This window comes from Streptomyces sp. NPDC048291, assembly GCF_043201715.1.
Taxonomy (GTDB): Bacteria; Actinomycetota; Actinomycetes; order Streptomycetales; family Streptomycetaceae; genus Streptomyces.
Map to the genome: position 1 here is coordinate 40,932 of NZ_JBICZC010000022.1, position 18,736 is coordinate 59,667.

The 18,736-nt window shown below is 69.3% G+C and carries 19 protein-coding genes; 7 read left to right on the forward strand and 12 right to left on the reverse strand.

The window, feature by feature from the left end:
* Positions 1–621 precede the first annotated feature (621 nt).
* The gene (locus ACGF5O_RS44745) at positions 622–1,344 is read left to right on the forward strand and encodes a transposase family protein (RefSeq protein ID WP_393815779.1); all 723 of its coding nucleotides are present in this window, start codon (positions 622–624) and stop codon (positions 1,342–1,344) included.
* A gap of 183 nt (positions 1,345–1,527) precedes the next feature.
* Entirely contained in the window at positions 1,528–2,034 is a 507-nt protein-coding gene (locus ACGF5O_RS44750; RefSeq protein WP_393815709.1) for an NUDIX domain-containing protein, read from the forward strand.
* A 32-nt stretch (positions 2,035–2,066) separates the two neighbouring features.
* On the opposite strand, the gene ACGF5O_RS44755 is transcribed toward ACGF5O_RS44750, so the two are convergent.
* On the reverse strand, positions 2,067–3,305 hold the full coding sequence (locus ACGF5O_RS44755; protein WP_393815710.1) for an acyl-CoA dehydrogenase family protein: 1,239 nt from the start codon (positions 3,303–3,305) through the stop codon (positions 2,067–2,069).
* A 30-nt stretch (positions 3,306–3,335) separates the two neighbouring features.
* The gene (locus ACGF5O_RS44760; protein WP_393815711.1) at positions 3,336–4,103 is read right to left on the reverse strand and encodes a DapH/DapD/GlmU-related protein; all 768 of its coding nucleotides are present in this window, start codon (positions 4,101–4,103) and stop codon (positions 3,336–3,338) included.
* A gap of 253 nt (positions 4,104–4,356) precedes the next feature.
* Here ACGF5O_RS44760 and ACGF5O_RS44765 point away from each other — a divergent pair, with 253 nt between their 5' ends.
* Positions 4,357–5,118, forward strand: coding sequence for a GntR family transcriptional regulator (locus tag ACGF5O_RS44765; protein ID WP_393815712.1), 762 nt, complete (start codon positions 4,357–4,359; stop codon positions 5,116–5,118).
* Between the two features lie 138 nt (positions 5,119–5,256).
* On the opposite strand, the gene ACGF5O_RS44770 is transcribed toward ACGF5O_RS44765, so the two are convergent.
* On the reverse strand, positions 5,257–6,102 hold the full coding sequence (locus ACGF5O_RS44770) for a hypothetical protein (protein ID WP_362658042.1): 846 nt from the start codon (positions 6,100–6,102) through the stop codon (positions 5,257–5,259).
* Between the two features lie 138 nt (positions 6,103–6,240).
* Here ACGF5O_RS44770 and ACGF5O_RS44775 point away from each other — a divergent pair, with 138 nt between their 5' ends.
* The 3 genes from ACGF5O_RS44775 to ACGF5O_RS44785 all read left to right on the forward strand — a co-directional run bounded on the left by ACGF5O_RS44775 (position 6,241) and on the right by ACGF5O_RS44785 (position 8,836).
* Positions 6,241–6,792: a hypothetical protein gene (locus ACGF5O_RS44775; protein WP_393815713.1), complete on the forward strand. Its 552-nt coding sequence runs from the start codon at positions 6,241–6,243 to the stop codon at positions 6,790–6,792.
* Between the two features lie 78 nt (positions 6,793–6,870).
* The gene (locus ACGF5O_RS44780; RefSeq protein ID WP_362658048.1) at positions 6,871–7,674 is read left to right on the forward strand and encodes a hypothetical protein; all 804 of its coding nucleotides are present in this window, start codon (positions 6,871–6,873) and stop codon (positions 7,672–7,674) included.
* Between the two features lie 532 nt (positions 7,675–8,206).
* A complete protein-coding gene (locus tag ACGF5O_RS44785; RefSeq protein WP_362658051.1) occupies positions 8,207–8,836 on the forward strand; it encodes a hypothetical protein in 630 nt (209 codons plus the stop codon).
* A gap of 151 nt (positions 8,837–8,987) precedes the next feature.
* Here the strand turns inward: ACGF5O_RS44785 and ACGF5O_RS44790 are convergent, their stop codons facing one another.
* Positions 8,988–9,809 (reverse strand): lipase family protein, encoded by an 822-nt coding sequence (locus ACGF5O_RS44790; RefSeq protein WP_362658054.1) that lies wholly within the window; start codon positions 9,807–9,809, stop codon positions 8,988–8,990.
* A 151-nt stretch (positions 9,810–9,960) separates the two neighbouring features.
* Entirely contained in the window at positions 9,961–10,695 is a 735-nt protein-coding gene (locus ACGF5O_RS44795; protein WP_362658057.1) for an HNH endonuclease family protein, read from the reverse strand.
* A gap of 278 nt (positions 10,696–10,973) precedes the next feature.
* Between ACGF5O_RS44795 and ACGF5O_RS44800 the strand changes: the two genes are divergently transcribed.
* A complete protein-coding gene (locus tag ACGF5O_RS44800; protein WP_362658060.1) occupies positions 10,974–11,198 on the forward strand; it encodes a hypothetical protein in 225 nt (74 codons plus the stop codon).
* Positions 11,199–11,240: 42 nt separating this feature from the next.
* On the opposite strand, the gene ACGF5O_RS44805 is transcribed toward ACGF5O_RS44800, so the two are convergent.
* The 7 genes from ACGF5O_RS44805 to ACGF5O_RS44835 all read right to left on the reverse strand — a co-directional run.
* Positions 11,241–11,534: a hypothetical protein gene (locus ACGF5O_RS44805; protein WP_393815714.1), complete on the reverse strand. Its 294-nt coding sequence runs from the start codon at positions 11,532–11,534 to the stop codon at positions 11,241–11,243.
* A 420-nt stretch (positions 11,535–11,954) separates the two neighbouring features.
* Positions 11,955–12,908 (reverse strand): terpene synthase family protein, encoded by a 954-nt coding sequence (locus ACGF5O_RS44810; RefSeq protein WP_393815780.1) that lies wholly within the window; start codon positions 12,906–12,908, stop codon positions 11,955–11,957.
* A 296-nt stretch (positions 12,909–13,204) separates the two neighbouring features.
* Entirely contained in the window at positions 13,205–13,594 is a 390-nt protein-coding gene (locus tag ACGF5O_RS44815) for a carbohydrate-binding module family 14 protein (protein WP_362658065.1), read from the reverse strand.
* Between the two features lie 491 nt (positions 13,595–14,085).
* On the reverse strand, positions 14,086–14,313 hold the full coding sequence (locus ACGF5O_RS44820; protein ID WP_362658068.1) for a hypothetical protein: 228 nt from the start codon (positions 14,311–14,313) through the stop codon (positions 14,086–14,088).
* A 437-nt stretch (positions 14,314–14,750) separates the two neighbouring features.
* A complete protein-coding gene (locus ACGF5O_RS44825) occupies positions 14,751–15,071 on the reverse strand; it encodes a restriction endonuclease (protein ID WP_362658071.1) in 321 nt (106 codons plus the stop codon).
* A gap of 188 nt (positions 15,072–15,259) precedes the next feature.
* On the reverse strand, positions 15,260–16,612 hold the full coding sequence (locus tag ACGF5O_RS44830; protein WP_362658074.1) for a hypothetical protein: 1,353 nt from the start codon (positions 16,610–16,612) through the stop codon (positions 15,260–15,262).
* Positions 16,613–16,806: 194 nt separating this feature from the next.
* A partial coding sequence (locus ACGF5O_RS44835; RefSeq protein WP_362658077.1) for an NHL repeat-containing protein occupies positions 16,807–18,736 on the reverse strand: 1,930 nt, incomplete at its 5' end.

Sequence of the window (18,736 nt, forward strand, 5' to 3'; positions counted from 1 at the left end):
CCGCGCCGGGATCGCAGAGGCGGTGTGCAGCCGCACCGCTGGGGCGAGTGCTCCGCGCTGTACCGCTCTTACCCGGATGAGGCGCCTTGCCGTTCCTTTGCCTGAGCTTATGTTTGGCGGACGTCGCCACTCCGGGGGAATTCCGAGCGGTACGTGCTGGTACGCAATCGCCTGGCCTCGAAGTTGCGAATTCGATGAACTAAAAATCGACTCTAGGCTCAGGGAGAGCATCCGTGAAGTTAACACGAGATGAAGTTAAGCGAGAGCGGTCGCGCAGGGGCGCGCTGTCCGTTGCCGTGTCAGGCTCTTGTAACTGCACGCGGCCTTGACAAGGTTGATTCCACAGAATGATCCTGTTGACGTGTCCTTCGACGACGCCTGAGCTCCATGGCAGGGTCAGACCGGCGATGACCGCGTCGAGGTCGCGTTCGAGGTGCTGGGCGAATCGGCTGAGGCTTGGCAGGTCGGTGGTGGTCCGGGCGGATGCGATCCACTCCGGCAGTCGGTCGCTTTGCAGCTGGGTGTGTCAATTTAACGGGTCTGGCCCGTAGTCGGTGGTGACGGCCAGTAGCCATCAGCGATCATGATCTTGTGGTGGATGTCAACTCGCTTGTGAACACGGTGTTTTCGGGATTGTCGGCATTGCTCGTCGAGGACTTGGCGGACGGCGGGGACGCAGTCGTGGTCACAGCTCGCACGCTGAACGCGGCGGTGCCATGTCCAGCGTGCGGGGCCCTGACTGCGAGGGTGCACGGATATCACCGCCGGACGGTGGCGGATGTGCCGGTCGACGGTCGGCAGGTCGTCGTCCGCCTGCGAGTGCGACGGCTGGTCTGTTCGGTTCTGGGCCGTGGACGGCAGACCTTCCGTGAGCAGGTTCCCACCGGCAGCCTCAACGGCCTGCACAAATACCTCAACCAGGGCCGCGCCGACGGCGACCGGCCCGTCACCACCCCATGTCGCGCCGCGCGGCTCCTGCTCACCGACCCGGACCACCTGCGGCCGAAACAGACCGCCCTGCTGGAGAAGATCACTGCAGCCTGCCCGGAGATGACCGAACTCGCCAACCTCGTACGCGACTTCGCGGCCCTGCTCACGCCGACCCGGGGCAACGATGTGAAGCTCACCGAGTGGATCACCGCCACCCGCGCCGCGGCGCTGCCCCACCTGCACAGCTTCGCCAACGGCCTCGAGCTCGACCGCTCAGCCGTCGACGCCGGCCTCACCCTGCCGTACCACAACGGCCGCACCGAAGGCGTCAACACCAGAACGAAACGGATCATGAGACAGATGCACGGCCGCGCCGGATTCGGCCTCCTCCGCCACCGCATTCTCCTGCGCTGACAGCTACTGGCCGTCACCACCGACTACGAGCCAGACCCGTTAGATTTACACTCCCCCTCGCGGCGCGCGGCGGCAACCAGTGCAGCCGAACCGCGTGACCGGCGTCCGGGCAGCGTCAGCCGATCGGGCGAGTCGGGTGCTTTGGCTCCGTGTGACGTCTGATGATGTCTAGGCTCGCTGGGCATGACGAGTACTGCTGCTTCGGAAGGGACGGCCGCCAAGTTGTCGGAGTATGACCGGAAACTGCCGCGTAAGCGGGTGGCGGCTGGTGTGTTGTTCTTCGACGCGGACGGCCGCGTGATGCTGGTCGATCCGATCTACAAGGACCCGTGGGAGATCCCGGGCGGCGCCGTGGAGTGGGATGAACCGCCTCGCGACGGTGCCGTGCGGGAGGTGAAGGAAGAGCTCGGGCTCGCCTGGGAGCCGGGGCGGCTGCTCGGGATCGATTGGGTCGGTCCGCGGCCGGGCCGCAGCGAGGGCATGGTCGCCGTCTTCGACGGCGGCATGCTGGGCCCCGAGCAGATCGCCGGGATCCGGCTGCAGGACGAAGAGATCCGTGCCTTCGAGTTCGTCAGCCTTGACCAGGTACGTGAGCGGTTGATCCCGCTGCTCGCGAGGCGGGTGGAAGCGTGCATGGCGGCTCGCGAGCGCGGGGAAACGGTCTATCTGGAGAACGGCGTTGTGGTGTGACCGGACGACCGTGTCTGGGAGCCTTCGAGGTGTCAGGCTGGCGCCGGGTACCGGAGGTTGCCGGCGTCCGCAGCGAGCCTGAGGCGAGGGATCTCTGCCGGTGCCGGGGTGGTGTGGGTGCGTCCGGCCGACCGCAGTAGCGAGTCATGGATGCCGTCGGCATAAAGCAGTCCGCCGACGTCTGCGCGGGCCTTGGCCAGCGCCGAGTCGGCTCGGAAGCTGCCTGCCCCGACCAGCAGTGGCAGTTCCTGGAGCGCACGGTGGGCGGTGTCGACCGCGTGTGCTTTGACTTCGCGGGACCACAGGTCCGCGTGCGGGCTGCCGGAGGCGGTCAGCCGCATCGCAGCGATAGCTGACAGCAGGGCCGCGTTGATCTCGGCGTGTGTGCGGCCGAGAGTGACGAGCGCAGTGTCCCGCAGCCTGGGCAGCAGGCCGGTGGCGGCCCTGGCCGTCAGGGTGGCGGCGACCTGGGTGTGGGCGCTGGCGGCCGTGCCCAGTGCGGTCGCTGCGACCAATGGGCGGAAGGCGGCGAAGTGCTGTCGGAAGACCTCCAGCCCACCGCCATCGCCGCCGAGGAGATCCTTTCCGCCAACTGGGACGTCGGTGAGGGCGAGGGTGCCCCAGTTCCAGCCGGCGAGGCCGGAGGGGGTGATGGGGCTGCGGTCGAGGCCCGGGGCCTGTGCTTCGACGACGGCTGCGGTGATCCTGTGCTCGGGGTTCTTGAAGAACACGACGAACGCCGCTGATTCGGTCAGCCGGGAGACCCAGCACTTCTCTCCGCTGATCCACCATCCGCCGCCCGGCTTCGCGGTGGCCCTGGTGGTGATCTCCTGCAGGCGGCTGCCGCCATGCCGTTCGGTCGCGGCGATGCCGACGAGGTCGCCGCCCGCGAGCCGGGTCCTCCAGCGGCGGCGGGTCGGCTCGGTTGCGTGCTTGAGGATCATGCGGCCGTGCCCAGGGCCGACCGCGTCGCGCAGGTCCAGGTCGTGGAAGCCGCAGACGAACCCGGCCAGGGCGTTGGCCATCGCCCTCGTGGCCCCGGTCTCGCTGCTGCTGTGGTGGTTGTCGGTGCGGACGCGCTCAGCCAGACGGTGACGGACGGCCAGCAGGCGGACCGAGGCCGGCGCCCCGGCCACCGGGGCGGCGGCGAGGATCTCGGTCAGGTCCGACTCCAGGCGGGCCAGCCTGGCGATGTGGCGGTCGGTCAGGTCCGGCAGGGTCGGCCGCAGCGGGGTGATCCATTGATCGATGCAGCTAGTCGCGTGGTTCATCGTCGTCCTCTCCCCCTCACCGGGTGGGTGTCAGGTCTCGTCCGGCTGAGGGCGGACGCGGGCGGGCACGCCGAAAGCCATCGCCCCGCCGGGGACGTCACGGGTGACCACGGACCCGGCGCCGACCAGGGCGTGTTCGCCGACGCTGACGCCGGACAGGATCGTCGAACCGGAGCCGACCTTGGCGCCTGCCTCGAAGCGGGGCGGGAGGAGGTTCGGCTCCCGGTCCGGGTCGCGCCAGACCAGGTGCTTGTCGTTGACGGTCCGGATCCCGGCACCGAGGAAGACGTCGTCGCCGATCACGGTCGCGGAGGTGATGTGCGAGTGGGGCGAGAGACGGACCCGGCTGCCGATCCGGCACTCGCGTTCGATCACCAGGAAGTGGCCGAGGACGCAGTCGTCGCCGATCGTGGCGTGGCTGCGGACCAGGGTGTGGTGGCCGATCGCGGTGTTTGCGCCGATCTCGCATCCGGCATAGACGATCGCGCCGGCCCGCAGGGTGCTGTTCGTGCCTAAGCGGGTGCGGGTGCCGGAGCCGGTATAGGTGCGGCCGACGGCGTAACCGAGTTCGGGTTTGCCGACGATGGTGTGCTCCTCGATGCGGGTGCCGTCCCCGGCTTCGGTGCCGCCGCAAAGCACCGCTCCTGTGCCGACGACGACGTGGTCGCCGAGTTTGATCGGCCGCAGGGTGCCCTGCTCGTCCTGCGGTTCGAAGACGGCGTGCGGGCTGATCCGGCAGCCGGCTCCTGTTTCCAGCAGCCCCGTCGCCACCAGTTCTTGAAGTGTGGCGGCCTGCATCCTCGCTGTGCTGTGACGTTCTTTCACCAGGTGCCTCCGTCTGCTCGGCCGGGCATCCGCCGTCCCCGCGCCCGGATCAGGGCATGGCGGGGCAGGCCGGCGGGTGTCCGGCCTGAGGAACAACAAGGGCATGCGCCGACACTGACGGCGCATTAGAACTAGGACTATGTTCTGCCCCGAAAACCGGCGGGTCAATAGAGCTAGGACTAAGTTGTGTCGGGAGGAGTTCCGAACATCATCGAGGAGGAGCGTCATGAACGGCCCCGCTTATCGTCAGATCGCCGCTGACCTGCGAGGAGCCATCGAGCGGGGAGAGTATCCCGAGCAGGCGGTGCTGCCGAAGATCACCGAGATCGCCCGGAACTACGGGACCTCGAAGCAGACCGCCCGTGAGGCGATCGCCGAGCTGGAGGCCGAGGGACTGGTGGAGGTGGTCCGCCGCCGCGGGACCGTCGTCCGCGCCCGCCCCGCAAAGCGGCGCCTGACCCGCAGTCGGCAGGTCTTCCGCGATGAGCGGGGCTACTACTTCGACCCCACAGCCCAGCCCTGGCGAGCTCTTGAGGCGCCGACGATCTCCTGGGGACGCCCGCCGAAGGACGTGGCCCTCATGCTCGGCACCCAACCCGACGAGGACGTACTGGTCCGCGACAGGATCATGGGGGACCCGACAGCGGACAGGCCGATGCAGCTGGCCACCAGTTTCCTGCCGGCAGCTGTTGCCCGCGGGACCCGGCTCGCCGAACGCGACACCGGTCCGGGCGGCATCTATGACCTCTTGGAGGAGATGGGCCACCACCCCCTGACCTGGGACGAAACGGTCGGCTCGCGCATGCCCACCCCCACCGAGGCAGAACGGCTCCATCTCGCCAAGGGCGTCCCGCTGCTGCGGATCGTGCGGACGACCACCGGCCCGGACGGGACCGTGGTCGAGGTCAACGACACCCGCATGTCCGCCGACGACTTCGAGGTCGGATACTCCGTCACCCGCCACTCCTCCGCCCGGCCGACGGGCTGAGCTGCCCCCAGGCGGTCACTTCCCCCTCCTCGAGGAGGGGGAAGTACGGAGAAACGTGCTCAACCGTCTGTTCGAGCCGCCCGTCGGCTCGTCCTCAGCGAGGTCACGGAGCCGCAGGGCTGGTGTTGAGTGCGCGGGTCAGCTCACGGTTGGCGGCTCGTGCCGCTTCAAGTTCCTCGGTGCGTTGTTCCAGCTCGTCAGTCTTGTCGGCGAGCTCCTGCTCCAGCCTGACGATCTGTCGCTGGAGGTGATCGATGTCAGCAGGGGCGCCGAGGCCGGACTCGGCCCAGACGGCTTCGCCGAGCTGGGCGGACAAGCGCTGTTCCAGTTGACGGACCCGGCCGTGAGGCGTCGGTTGCGGTCGAGTGCGTTGGCCAGGTCGGTCTGAAGTGAGGCGCGGCTGACTGCCGCGATACGGCATTGGAGGAACATCGCCACGACTTCTTCGTCGCTTGCGCGGTCGATCTCACTCTCGGGCTCATCGAGCCGGTGCCGGGCTCGCAGGCGCACCCGCATGGTGTCGCTCTTGCCGCGTGCCGCCGCCGGCAGATCCGCCTCACTGCCCAGCTCATAGAGCTGATCCAGCACCCAGGCCGGCGCTGCCTTCCGGCTCACTGCATGAGAGAGCAGGCCGCGGACAGCGGTCAGCACCTTATTGACCTGCTTGTTCTCGCGTACCGGTTTGCTGCCCGGCCCCCGCCGTACCGCGGTCCGTTCCGTGCCGGGGCCGGGTGTCCACCGCAGCCACACGATGAACAAGCCGAGGTGCTGTGCGGCGGTCTTCCAGTCCCGGCCGGTCAGCAGGCACCACCACAGGTACAAGACGACGGCCTCGGCGTACGCCTTCGTCGTCAGTTCCGCACGGCCTCGCGACAGCCGTGCCTCGCGCAGGAACAGATCCGCATGCTCAACGACATGAAAGTCGTCGTCCACCACCGTCCAGTAGCGCAGACCAGACGGCATCCGTACCAAGAACGCTCGCATCGCTCCCTCTCTCGACGAACCAATCGCAACGGTCCACCGCAGAGCCACACCCCTTGAGAACTCCAGACACAGGGGCAACGACGCGTCCATCTACTACGTCACACGACAGGCCATGAACCCCCAGAGAACGGCTGGCGCATGCTCGCCCCCGAGGTCCAGCCCGCGCCGAAGTCCACCAAGCACCCCGGCCGCGCCCAGGTCGTCATCGGCGGCACCGCGAGCGAGACGCAGGTGCTGTTCTTCACCGACGCCGAAGCCCGCGAGTGGGCCACCACCGGCCCGCCTCCCACCACGAACGCGAAGACGCGTCCAGCGGTCACGGTCCAACCCGCTCCCGTACAGCTCCAGAAGGCCGCTGACGGGCCGCCCACCACCGCCGTGGACGACGCGCCGCCGATCCCGCCCGCCGTACCGGAGACGGCCGCACAGCCCGCTCTCCCCACCGCCCAGGCACCGGCGCCGATCCCGGCCGCGGTCGTCGACGACCAGACGGTGGGACTGCGCGAGGCCCACCAGCACCACCTGCCGGACATCACCGTCGCCGCGCTGCGCTATGCCCGAGGCAACGACCGCACCTTCCCCAAGCCGGTCGCCAAGCGCGGCGCCGAACTCCTCTACCGCGTCGGCGACTTGAAGCGCTGGGCACGCAACCGCCCCCGCGCCGCCGTCGGCACCACCGACCTGGGCTGAACCGACACGGTCGGCCCCGGCCTGGAGAACACCCGGTTCACCAGGCGCACCCCACCCCTTTGGAAGGAACGAACCACCATGACGATGCTCCCGGACCTGCTCAGCCTCACCGCCCCCGTGCGCGAGACCCTTAACGTCCTGCCCGCCTCGAAGGCGCTGATCGGCGTCGGTACCGACGGGCAGCCAGTCACCGTCGACCTGGACGGCGCCCCGCACGTCCTGGTATCCACGATCGGAGGCGGCGGAAGCTCAACGGCCCTGCGCACCCTCACCGCCCAGTTCCTGCACCACGGCGCCCACGCCCTGGTCCTCGACATGAAGCGGATCTCCCAGCCGTGGGCGCGCGGGCTGCCGACGGTGACCTACCGCGCCGACGTCGCCGACATCCACGACGCCCTGGCCGGTCTCGCCGCCGAGGTCCAGCGCCGCATCGACGTCGCCGACCGCCACGGCTCCGATGTCGGACTGCTGCGCCTGGTCGTCGTGTTCGAGAACGGCGACGCCACCCTGCGCAGGCTCGCCCGTCACTGGGAGACGGTCCGTGGGCCGGGCGACCCGAGGGTGTCCCCGGCTTTCACCGCGCTGACCGACGTCCTGTTCGCCGGCGCCATGGTCCGCATGAACGTGCTCTTCGACGGCGACCCCATGCTCAGCGTCCTCGGACCGTATGGCAGCGAGCAGTTCTCCACCGTCATCCTCGGGCGGGTTCCCACCAGCACCTGGCGCAGGTACGCGCCGGCGGCCGTCCCCGCCTCCAAGGACCGCGGGCGCCTGAACCGAGGCCGCGTCCACGTCGTGCAGAACGGCGTTGCTGTCCGCCAGACGCAGGTGCTGACCCTGACCGATCCTGAAGCCCTCGGGCGGGCCACCGGCGCCTGCTGACACGGGCCCGGGCACGTCACAGACCCCGGGGGGAGAAGACGTCCCCGGGGCCCGGCGCATGAGTCGTACTGTTCAACGGCGGTGCGAGGCCGACGTTACGGGTGCGGGCGATCAGCCTGTCTCGGGTAGCGAAGGCTCCGCCTTGTGCAGGCAGTACACGCACCTGCCTCCTTCATCGACGCGGCCCATGCACCGTCGGCACTGCCAGGTCATCACGGGGCGGTGACTCCATCGTTCGTGGCGGCCTGCGGCACACCGTGCGAAGGGGGGCAGGGCAGGGACGCGAGATCCACCCCGCGATCCCCCGGAGGCAGCACTTTTCCAGGAGTTCGCGGCGGGTTTGTCCGCTGCCGTAGCCCGTGTCTACGCCCCAGGCAGGAACACGTGATGCCGACATCCCGGACGTCCCCCGATCGGCCGGAGCGGTGAAAGGTTTTGCCTGCTCAGGTGGCAGATCGAGGGAAGATCAAGCTGTATCGGGCACGACGTTCCGGCGGGCACGGCCGTGCTGTTCGCCCTGCCCCTGCACACGGTGCTTGCCCTTCTTCTGCTGGGTTTCGCGGCGGCTCCGTTGGGGGTGGCCCTCCGGTGGCCGGACTGGGCGCCGTTGCCCCGTGTGCTGGCCGGCGGCCTGACCGCACTGTTCCTGCCTCTTGCTGTGGTGGCGGCCTATTTTCCGGACGGTCTCGCGCGATGGGAACGCCCCACGACCCCTCCCTCCGATGCCCGCCCCTCCGTGCCCCGGGTCCCGAAGCTGACCTTCCTGCCGGTCTCGGACCGGGTCCCGCACTGCGTCACGCTGGCGGGAGTGGGGACCATTCCGCACGGGCACCAGCTGGCCCTCTTCGACCGGGCCACCGACTCGGCGGGCCAGTACACCCCGGGGTCGGCGTACAGCTATGACGGCGTGGCCGCCGCCGCTGCCCCGGGTGGCGGATGGACCGCTCCGCAGCTCTACCTCGGTGCCGGGGACAGCGGCGACGAGAACAACCGGATCGCCGTCGTCGCCGTCCTGATGCCCGAACGCACCACCGGATTCCTCGCGGCCCTGACCAGTTCCTCGGACCGGGGCATGCTCCCGGACGACGTCATGAACCTCGGCACCACGACGTCCCGGATCATCGTGGTCCGCAACGCCGACAACGCGCGCTGCCCCGACTGACTGGCACGAAGCGCACCCCGCGGGCGTGCGTCGGGGCGGGCGGCTGTGACTGTTCCGGACGCGACGGGCGCTGCCGGGCAGGGGAGCAACGTGACCGCCAGCAGCCAGGCTGCTGCCGACGGCCCCCACCCATGGAGAAGGTTGTGCCGGGTCAGGTGAGGTTTTTCTCCAGGGCGGTGAGGTAGTTGGCCATGAAGTGGTCGCGGATTCCGTCCGCGGCGGGGGCGAAGGGATCGGCGGTGAGTCCGGCGGCGCGGTCGGCGAGGTGGGTGAGGACGGGGGTGGAGGTGCGGAGGCGGCCGGTGTGGTCGAGGTAGCGCAGGGTCGCTACGTGGGTGAAGACGGGTTCCGGGGGGAGGGTGGGGACGATGTCGTTGTTGTTGACGAAGCGGAACACCTTGTCTTTGAGGCCTTTGTTGCAGGCGGTGGCGAGGAGGCGGTCGCAGACGCGGGGCTGGCCGTAGGTGTAGACGCCGTCGGCTTCCAGGCGGGGGTCTTCCAGGGAGAGGCGGGCGGCGGCGAGCAGGGCGAGGGCTCCACCGAGGCTGTGCCCGGTGAAGTACACCCGCTGCCCGTCGGTGCGCAGGTCCTCGACCGCGCTGCGCACGGCGGGGAGGATGGAGTCGAGGGCTTCGGCGAAGCCGTAGTGGACGTAGCCGACACCGGCGGGGCCCGGCCAGGGCGGTGTGCTCGCGTCGGTGAGCCAGTCCTTGATCTGGACGGGTTCGGTGCCCCGGAAGGCGGTGACGATCATGTCGGGGCCGGCCATCGTGTAGGCCTGGGTGTCGGGGAGGGGGAAGGGCGGGGTGAACGCCGTCTCGTGGTGGCGTACCTGGGTGAACCCCCAGTCGTGTGCCTGGGCTTCGATGACGGGGGGTTGTTTGTAGGCGAGGTCGCAGGCGCGGGCCAGCCAGTAGGCGCGCTCCGTGCTCTCCTTGGCGGTCTTCTGGTCGAACGATGCGGGTACAGCCATCACAGCTCCTCGATTGCGGTGCTCTGGAATCTCCCGGCTCCCACCGGCCGGCCCGGGATTCCGCTGCGGCCCCCGGCCCAGGGCCGGACGGCTGCGCGGTGCTCGCAGCGCGCAGCCGTCCGGCGGGCCCGGGGTGGGCGGCGGGTGGGTGTTAGGGGGCTTGCTGGTAGGTGACGGTGGTGGTGGGGCACTGTTCGGCGAGGCGGTCCAGGGCCTGGATTTCGGCGGGGTCGGCGCTCAGGCGCCAGCGGAGTTTGTCCGCGACCCAGTCGGCCGTGTACGTGCAGCGGTCCACCGGGACCGGCATCCAGTCCGCCGGGTCCTTGTCCGCCTTGGACCTGTTGGAGCTCCCGGAGACCGCGATCAGGCTGTTGGGCGCGCCCTGGTCGTTGGCGTACGCCTCCCTGCGCGCGGCGGTCCAGGTGGCCGCGCCGGAGTCCCATGCCTCGGCGAGGGGGACCATGTGGTCGACGTCCAGGTCTCGGTACGAGGTCACCCACTTCTGGTCGTACTGCGAGAACCACCGCCCGCCGCTCAGCGCGCACTTGGGGCCGATCTCCGGGGCTTCCAGGGCCTCGGAGAGGATGACTTCCTTGCGGGTGTCGCAGCCGTCGGTGGGGTTGAGGCCCTTGTTCCAGTGCTTGAACTGCTCGCGGCTGTAGCCCTCCCGGGAGCCTTCCTCGGCTTCATCGATCCACGACAGCGCCTCGAACAGCGGCGCCTGGGACGCCGACGACGGCGCAGCCCGGCCAGCCTCGGCGGTCCGTGCGAACACGGGGTGCTGTCGGGCCTGTTGGGCCGTGGTGGGGACGGCGGCGGCGGGTACGGCCAGGGGGACAACGGTTAGGGCGAGCGCGGACACGGCGCGCAACACGTTCTTGATCACGGAGAGGGTCTACCGGCAACAGCCCCCGCCGCGCGCCCTGTTCCTGGAGGGCCTGCGCCAGGTGGGCGACCGAATTCACCGCAGAAACGATCAGCGCGGGCGTGTGTGCGGGCGTCAGGTGCCCGATATCATCCCTGGCCGGACCTTGGCGAAGCAGGTCAGCGGCTCAGTCCACGGTGTACGTGCACTCGCCGATCGGCATCGGCATCCGAGGGGCGTCGTGGCAGTACGGCGCCTGGCGGTGAGCGAGGACCTGCTGACCGCAAGAACAGCGCGGTGTGAGGGCAGGGCTTCGCGAGAGCGGCACCGTCATCGGCTATCGAGGCCAGGGAAAGGCCCACATCCAGCACGTCCTGACGGCTATCGCTGTCAACATCGAGCGCCTCAGCGGACTGACGCCGACCGAGAAAGCCCCCACACCCCGCCGGCCGACCACCTTCCGGAACTACCTCGACCAGCGCGAGATCCCTCGCCTGAAGTCCTGGCGAAACCTGGGCAGTTGAGTCCGCCGACACCAAGATCCCCGACAGAGTCAAGCCCAGGGTTCAGGCCACCCGGATGCAGTCGAGGGCGATGATCCGCTTGTCCTCATGGTCGAGGGCCGCCTCACGGCAGAGGAAGGTCCGCTGGGGGCCCTTGAGGACGAAGTGGTCGCTTCCGGTGAACTCCTCGAACGGCGTGCAGCCGAAGGCCTCCAACTCGCTCGCGGAGTCGTCGCCAGCGATCCGGGTGCACCGGTAGGTGCCTCCGTCGTCCACCGCGTGGGCTGCAGGGGCGGTCAGTGCGCTGGTCAGGCCCAGGGCCAGTGTGGTGAGAGCGAGTCCGGCAAATCGCTTCATAGTGCCTCCAGGAGAAACAAATCGATCGATGTGTTCTGTGTGCTGGATGGGCAGCCACCACACGCGAACGTGCTCCATGCCACCCGGACGAGGGAAACGCCGCAGCGCTCCGAGACGGGTGTGCGCCGCGTCCATCAGGCCGGCGCCCTCCGTCCTCCAACCAACTGATGGCGCACGGGGATACCAACTACGCCACCCACGTCCGCCCAGGACACTAGGAGGAAAGGGAGGTGGGGTGGGAGCGCGGGGCGGTGAACGAGGGGATCGGGGCGCCGGGTTGATGTTCGGCCACTCGTGACCGCACCGAGCGCGATGCCGTTGACGGCTTTTCCCACACCCGGCGATCAACGACCGCCAGCCTGACACTCGCCGAAGACCTGGCGCGAGCTCATGTGGTTAACACCAGTCATGGGGGCGCTGTTACGGCACTGTGCCGGTGAACAGGGCCGACATTGTCTGCTGCCCGCCGGAATCGGCCAGGTCGGGCCTGGTGTAGCGCTCGGCGGCCAGGTGGTAGTCGAAGTCTCCCCGCACCATCGAGCGGTAGTCGCGGATACAGGTGTCCAAGGCCGTACGCGCCGGGCCGGCCATGTGTGCCGCGTTCATTTGCTCGGCCAGTTCCCGCTCACCGTGCCGCAGCCGCTGCGCGACGCCTTCCAGCAGCGTCCCCGCCTCGTCCATGGCCTCCTGCAGCCCGCACCCGCGCTCCTGCTGGATCAGCAGCACGGCGTTGTGGCTGTAGCCCAGCGCCATCTCTTTCTCCAGTGAGCAGATGTCGTTGAGCAGGCCGGAGTGGTCGGTCACCGCCTGGCGCATCTTCCCGTAGCCCGGCAGGCAGCGCTCCGCTTCGGTCAGGCGGATGCCGGCGACGGTCTCATGGAGGTTCAGAAACGGCTGCATGGCGACCGAGTCGCGCCGGTGTCCCGCATACGTCATCAGATCCGGCAGCTGGTCTGCGGCCCGCTGGGCGGTCTCGGCGACGTAGGTCCACAACCACGCGGCGTTGTCCGCCCGGAACTGACGGTTCCATCCCATGTCGCGGCCCACGCACGTGCGCACGAGCAGGTCGGTCAGAGCGCGTTCGACGGGCGATCGTGGCACCGCCCCGTCATGCACGTCGATGAGCTGCCCGATCGCGCGCCGGCAGCGGTACGGGTCGCGCCCGCCAGGACCATCATCGAACTCATCATCGACGAGGAAGGCCCAGAACAGCCACTGGCACATCCGGTCCAGCTGCTCCTGCTCAGCTGCGGGAAAGATCAGGGAGATCCACAGTTCGGGGCGGGTGCGGACCATCCTGCGTTCACCGGCAGGGGACAGTTGCAGGCCCATCCGGTCCGCCCACTGCCAGGCGGCCTTCCCGGCCTGCTCCATGCCGGGGTTGCACCCCGCGCTCTCGAACGGCACGTGGAAGGCGGGAAGCCTGACCCCTGCGCACGATCCCGTCGGTCCGGGGCTGCGGCGCGAAGAGGCCAGCACGCCGGGAAGACGCGCTGCCGACGTGCCGAGGCCGGTGGGGCCGGCGGGGAAGGAGAAGGACATACCCGCAGCATGAACTGACGTGTTCTGCTTCGTACGACCTACCGGCCCCGCTCCCCGAACGGGGGACAAACGCCCACCCGTTTGCAGGAGGGCTCCGCCCGCGGCGCGCCGCGGGCGGAGCCCTCCTGCTAGCTCGCGAAGTCGCACCGCTTCTGTTGGTCGTCCCAGACCAACAGGGGAGGGCAGGTCCTGGTAGACGCCTGGCCGTCCGCGTTGCATTGGATGTAGGAGTGAGGGTCCTCCTGGTTGGTATACGTGCAGTAGGGCCAGTCCCTGCAACCGTTTGTGTCTTCGATGTCCTGCTCGTTGCACGGGGATGCGTAGGCAGCCGCGATGGTCGGTACGGTGACGATCTGGAGGACTCCTGCGACGGCGGTGAGCAGCAGGACGCGGCGAAGGCGCACGGACAACACGGCAGCACTTTCTGATGGTTTTCGGATCAGCCCTCGAGCGGGGCATCCGTCATGGCTGTCTTCCCCCGGTGGCGCCCTAAGCGCCCCTGACGGGTGGGGAATCACCCATCAGGAGCACTCGCAATCTGCGCTTCTCCCGGGACGCGGGGTGGGTGCGTTACACCTACCCGGTTTCGAACCGGCTCACCTGCCCGTCCCGCACGGCGAATCGCCACACAGTACGCATCGAGCCCCACCTGGTCCTGGGCAGTCCGGCCGGCCTCGCCGCCGAAGCGACCGTGTGCGCAGCTGCTCCAGACCGTGGCCCGCGGCGACAACCTGGTCCTGGAAGCCCAGCTCCGGGACTGGGCTGAGGAACTGCGCCACCGCTGACCGGGCCCGCAGGGGAAGCGATCAGCCCGCCCCGATGTCACGGACCTCGATCGCTCCGGCGTGTGGCATGTAGTGAATCCAGCACCGCCGTCCGAACGCCTCCAGTCAGAGGTGGTGCTGACCTTGTTGCTCCCGGTCGACTACTGAAGACGGGCCACGCCGCCGGCGGACGACGTCTGGCAACTGGCCGGAGTGCTGTCGCGCTGCATCGCGGCCCGGCGCACTCACCAGTCGTCGGGTGCGCTGCCCACCCACGCGATCGGCCGGCCCTCGCTGTTGCGGCCCCAGTGCGGTTCCTCCATCGAGGTCTCATGACCGTGGGGCAGGACGCAGATCCCTCCCCAGCGGCCGTGCTTGCCCGCGCAGACCCCGGTCAGCCCGTCTGCGTCGCCCTCCGCCACGGCCTGGTCGTAGCGGTCCTGGAACGGCTGGAGGCGGGCCTGGAGCTCCACACTGCCCGCGTTCGCGGACCGGGCCCCGGCCGTCCGCGCAGCCCGGGCAGGTCATCACGGGCTGGCGGAAGCCGAAGCTGACCACCCACCCGTCGCCCTGGGCGGCGTCGCGCGCCAGCTGCGAGACCTCGGAGGCAGACCGTGCGTCTTCGTCGTCGCCGGTCTCCACCCCTAGGAAGACGGCGAAACACTCATCGTCATCGCATGCGACAGCCACTCCGGTCGGCATCCGGTCCCCTCCCACGCTTCCTCTGCTGATGGCCATGCTCAACACGACCATCTTGCGCACGCGGTGCGCCTTCTCACTGGCGTCCCCACCAGAAAAGGCCGACAGCCGCCACTGGCGGCAAGAGGCCCCCGGCGACCGCTGGTGCAGAGCGGGCCGGGGGCCTCTGTGGTCGTCCGGAGCCGACGGGGGAGGCGGCGCCGGACGACGATCAGGGGGAGCCAGTGGCGGAGTCGATGGCGGGCGCGGTGTCCTTCAGCCGGTCCAGCCGTTCGTACAGAGCCCGCAGCGTACGGGCCCGGTCCCTGACCTGGAGCAGGTTCCGCGCAGGGCGCGCCAGGCAGTCGTCGGCCTGGCCTACCACGAACTCCGCGAACAGGCGCCGGCCATCGTCCTCGGGCAGCCGGCCCGCCAGAGCGCGGACGTCACCAGCGACCGCGCGGGCGGCCCCGGCGAGAAGGAGACCGACCTGGTCGTAGTCATCGGGCGGCAGCGCGTCGGGATCGGACCACGCCAGCACCGCACGCGCCACGCGCGTGTGCGTCGCCCGATCGAGCGGCAGCTGCGCCTCAATCCGGCCCTCGGGGCGGTTCACCTCGGAGGAACTGCGGCGGCGGACGGGGCTTGTTGGGCGGTCGGGCCTGGTCGGCCGGGATCGTGATGGGGGCCGGCCGGGGGCGGTGCGCGGGGCACCCGCCCCCGGCCGGGCGCGCGGGTCAGTCAGTTCGCGTGTGTGATGGTGATGGTGTCCTGTGCGGCGGCGAAGGCGGGCTGGCCGAGCTGGAGGCCGACGGTCGCTGGTCCGTCGGGAGCGGTGGCTTCGGCCTCCAGGGCTGGGTAGACCGATACCCAGGCGTCCTTGTTGGGGCCGCTGGGTTCCACGTTCAGGGGTACGGCCGGGCAGGTGAGGGTCCGCCGGTCAGCCGAGAGCACGCCCGGGGCGACGAGTTCGTGGTACTCGTCCGTCCAGCGGGTGAAGGCGACCCAGTTCTGCATGAACAGGAGTCCTTCGGGGGCGGTGAAGACGGCCTTGACGGTGCCGATGGTGCGCTGGCCGGTGTTGCGGATGACGAAGGCGGGGTAGAGCCAGCGTTCCTGGCCCGCGGTCGCCGTCAGGGGCTGCGTCTTGATGGTGGCGCGCAGTTCGGTGTCGATGCCGGCCGGTGCCTTGTACCGGTAGTAGACGCTGCCGAGCTGGAAGGCGTCCTCCAGCTTGGCTTCGTCCCAGCGCAGGCTGCTGGGAGCACCGTCGGGGTCGGTGGACTGCGGCCAGACCAGCAGGCGGTAATAGCCCTGCTTGTCACCGAGTTGACGCAGGTCGATCGGGGGCAGGGTGACCTTACGGCCGGTGCTGCTGTCCTTGTGCCCTTCCGCCTTCTGTAGCTGGGGGGTCGGAGTGTAGTGCGAAGGTGTGCCGTCCTCGTGGACGAGCTGGTAGTAGACGTGGTCGCTGTGGCTGCTCGGCACGCCCTGCTCGCCCTGGCGCAGGTTGACCAGGTCGATGATGAACTTGTCCCCGGGGATACGCCCGTTGTCCGATACGTAGCCGAAGCCGGCCTGGCTGCTGGGCACACCGCCCCAGTTGTTGTCATAGGGCAGTCGGACGAAGGGGCGGCCGACTTTCTCGGGGTCGCTGGGCTGCCAGGCGCTGGCGAGGACCTCGATCTCCGGGGTGGCGGTGCGGACCTCGCCGGTGTCGAGGGTGACGTCGACACGGATCGGGTGGGTACGGCTGTAGGCGGGGCGGGGGTCGGCGTCGACGCCGAGGTCGCCGCGCAGGGTGAAGGTGATCAGGTCGGCGTCGTCAAGGAAGGTGAGATCGATGACCTCGTACTCCTCGCCGGTGCCGCCCTGCCCTCGTTTGGACTCGGTCGTTCCTTTGGACGCCTGCCCGTTGCCGTAGTAGGAGTACTTGATGCCTTTGATCTTCACCCCGACGGGGACGCGGATACGGCCGTCGTAGCGGAACTCGCTGTCCCAGGCGGCGAAGCGGTTGGCGTAGCCCAGGATCCGGATGCCGGTGGCCTCAGGGTCGAGCGGTGTGTCGTCCTGAGGAGTGGGAGGATTGTTCATCCCTTTTTCTCTGCTTTCTGCCGGGTGTAGTTGGTGCGGTCACCCTTCATGGGGATGGCCGCTGTGAGACCGAGGGGACATCGGCCAGGGGAGGCAGCCGGTCAGCCGGTCCACCCCGCAGGTCTGCTTTCGCCCGTCATCTGCGGGGTGGTGGTCAGGGCGCCGGCGCCCTTGCCGGCCTGGAGCGCGCGACGTTACGCCTGGATGATGGTGACGGTGGCGTTTTCGCTGGCGAAGGGTGGGTTGCCGATGCGGATGCCGACGCGTACGGCGCCGGCCGCGGCGTCGGCCTGGACTGCCATCTCGGGGTAGATGAGATCCCACGCGTGGGGGGCCAGGTCGAGGGCGGCTCCCCGGAGTGTCAGGGTCCGGTTTTCGTTGGAGCGTTCGCCGGCCAGCTCGGTCTCACCGTCGTGCCCCTGTCTGGTCATCATCACCCGGTCCTCGGTGAACCACAGGCTTTCGGGGGCGGTGAGGACGATGTCCTGGGGGCCGACCGCGGTGTGCCCGGTGTTGGTGAGTTTGAGGACGGCCGGGTAGACCGATTGCTGGCCGGGCTTCACCCGTGCCTTTTCAAGCTGGGTCTGCACGATGTGGAGGCTGTGCCCGCCACCGTCGCCGGTGACGGTGGCAGCGATCTGTACGGGAGAGTGCTGGCCGATGCTCGCCGAGCCGTCCTTGACCAGGCCGGGAACGGCGTCGGGCAGGGCCTTGAGGCCGATCGTGTACAGGAGGGTGCCGCGGTCGGTGCCGGTGGTGTTGAGGTGGGGGTTGGCGCGGATGACCAGGGTGCGGCCGGAGTCGTAGATCTCGTGGTCCAGTTCGCCGCTGATGGCGCCCTGGACGGTGTCGGGGTAGGTGTAGGTGGGCTGGCCGGTGAAGACGAAACCGGTGGGGGCCGTGAAGCGCTGGATGATGGTGCCGGGGTTCACCGGCTGGCTGACACGTGAGATGTAGCGCAGCAGCAGACGTGTCGTCTGGCCGGGAGCGACCTTCGGGGTGTCCTCCTGGTAGATGTCCAGGGCGTGCTCGTCGGCGGCCGGTTGGGAAAGGACGACGTCGACGGACAGGGTGAAGCTGTTGTCCTTGAGGTTGAGGTCGCCGCCGTACTGGATCTCCAGCGTGGATCTGTACGTGCCCGGCTCGGCGGTGTCCGCGGCGCGCACGCGAAAGACACCGTCCAGGGAGCCGTCGTGGGGCGCCAGTTCGGTACCGGGGAAGGTGCGGGTCAGGCGCCGCCCGTTGTTCCCGCTCGTGCTTTCCAGACCGTCGGCCAGGGTGAGGACCACGGTGACGTGCTCTCCGCCGGCGATGGCGGGACCGCGGTTGTGGACCCGGGCGCCCAGGCCGAACTCCTGGCCGCGGGGGACCACGGCCGGGAGCACGACCTCGCCGTACAGGTCGGCCACGGGCGGGCGCGGCGGCGTCACGGTCGCCACCCCGAACACCTTGCGCACACGGTGGTTCGAAAAGTCGGCGATGTACAGGTCGCCCGAGGGGGCGACGGCCACCGAGCAGGGGAAGTAGAGCCGTTCGCCCACTGCCGGGCCTCCGTCGGCGACGTAGCCCGCGACGCCGGTCCCCGCGACCGTGGTGATGATCCCGTCAGGAGTCACCTTCCGCACGCGGTGGTTGTTGCTGTCGCTGATGTAGAGGTTGCCCGCCTCGTCCACCGCCGCGCCATGGGGGTTTTGCAAAGACGTGGCGACGGCGGGTCCTCCGTCGGCGACGTAGCCCGCGACGCCGGTTCCCGCGACCGTGGTGATGACGCCGCTGGGAGTCACCTTGCGGACCCGGTGGTTGTTGGTGTCACCGATGTAGAGGTTGCCCTCCTCGTCCACCGCCACGCCGTGCGGGGTGTTGAGTTTGGTGGCGACGGCGGGGCCGCCGTCGGAGACGAACCCGGCCTGGCCGGTGCCGGCGACGGTGGTGATGATCCCGTTCGGCGTCACCTTGCGCACGCGGTGATTGTCCGTGTCCGCGATGTAGAGGTTGCCCGCCCCGTCCAGCGCCACGGAACGCGGCGCATTGAGTTTGGTGGCGACGGCGGGGCCGCCGTCGGAGACGAACCCGGCCTGGCCGGTGCCGGCGACGGTGGTGATGATCCCGTTCGGCGTCACCTTG

Coding starts and splice junctions, on each gene's coding strand:
- ACGF5O_RS44810 (WP_393815780.1), bottom strand. CDS start 12,908: ATGGAGCAGGCCGGGAAGGCCGCCTGGCAGTGGGCGGACCGGATGGGC.
- ACGF5O_RS44770 (WP_362658042.1), bottom strand. CDS start 6,102: ATGCGAGCGTTCTTGGTACGGATGCCGTCTGGTCTGCGCTACTGGACG.
- ACGF5O_RS44775 (WP_393815713.1), top strand. CDS start 6,241: ATGCTCGCCCCCGAGGTCCAGCCCGCGCCGAAGTCCACCAAGCACCCC.
- ACGF5O_RS44760 (WP_393815711.1), bottom strand. CDS start 4,103: ATGCAGGCCGCCACACTTCAAGAACTGGTGGCGACGGGGCTGCTGGAA.
- ACGF5O_RS44750 (WP_393815709.1), top strand. CDS start 1,528: ATGACGAGTACTGCTGCTTCGGAAGGGACGGCCGCCAAGTTGTCGGAG.
- ACGF5O_RS44805 (WP_393815714.1), bottom strand. CDS start 11,534: ATGAAGCGATTTGCCGGACTCGCTCTCACCACACTGGCCCTGGGCCTG.
- ACGF5O_RS44790 (WP_362658054.1), bottom strand. CDS start 9,809: ATGGCTGTACCCGCATCGTTCGACCAGAAGACCGCCAAGGAGAGCACG.
- ACGF5O_RS44755 (WP_393815710.1), bottom strand. CDS start 3,305: ATGAACCACGCGACTAGCTGCATCGATCAATGGATCACCCCGCTGCGG.
- ACGF5O_RS44780 (WP_362658048.1), top strand. CDS start 6,871: ATGACGATGCTCCCGGACCTGCTCAGCCTCACCGCCCCCGTGCGCGAG.
- ACGF5O_RS44765 (WP_393815712.1), top strand. CDS start 4,357: ATGAACGGCCCCGCTTATCGTCAGATCGCCGCTGACCTGCGAGGAGCC.
- ACGF5O_RS44830 (WP_362658074.1), bottom strand. CDS start 16,612: ATGAACAATCCTCCCACTCCTCAGGACGACACACCGCTCGACCCTGAG.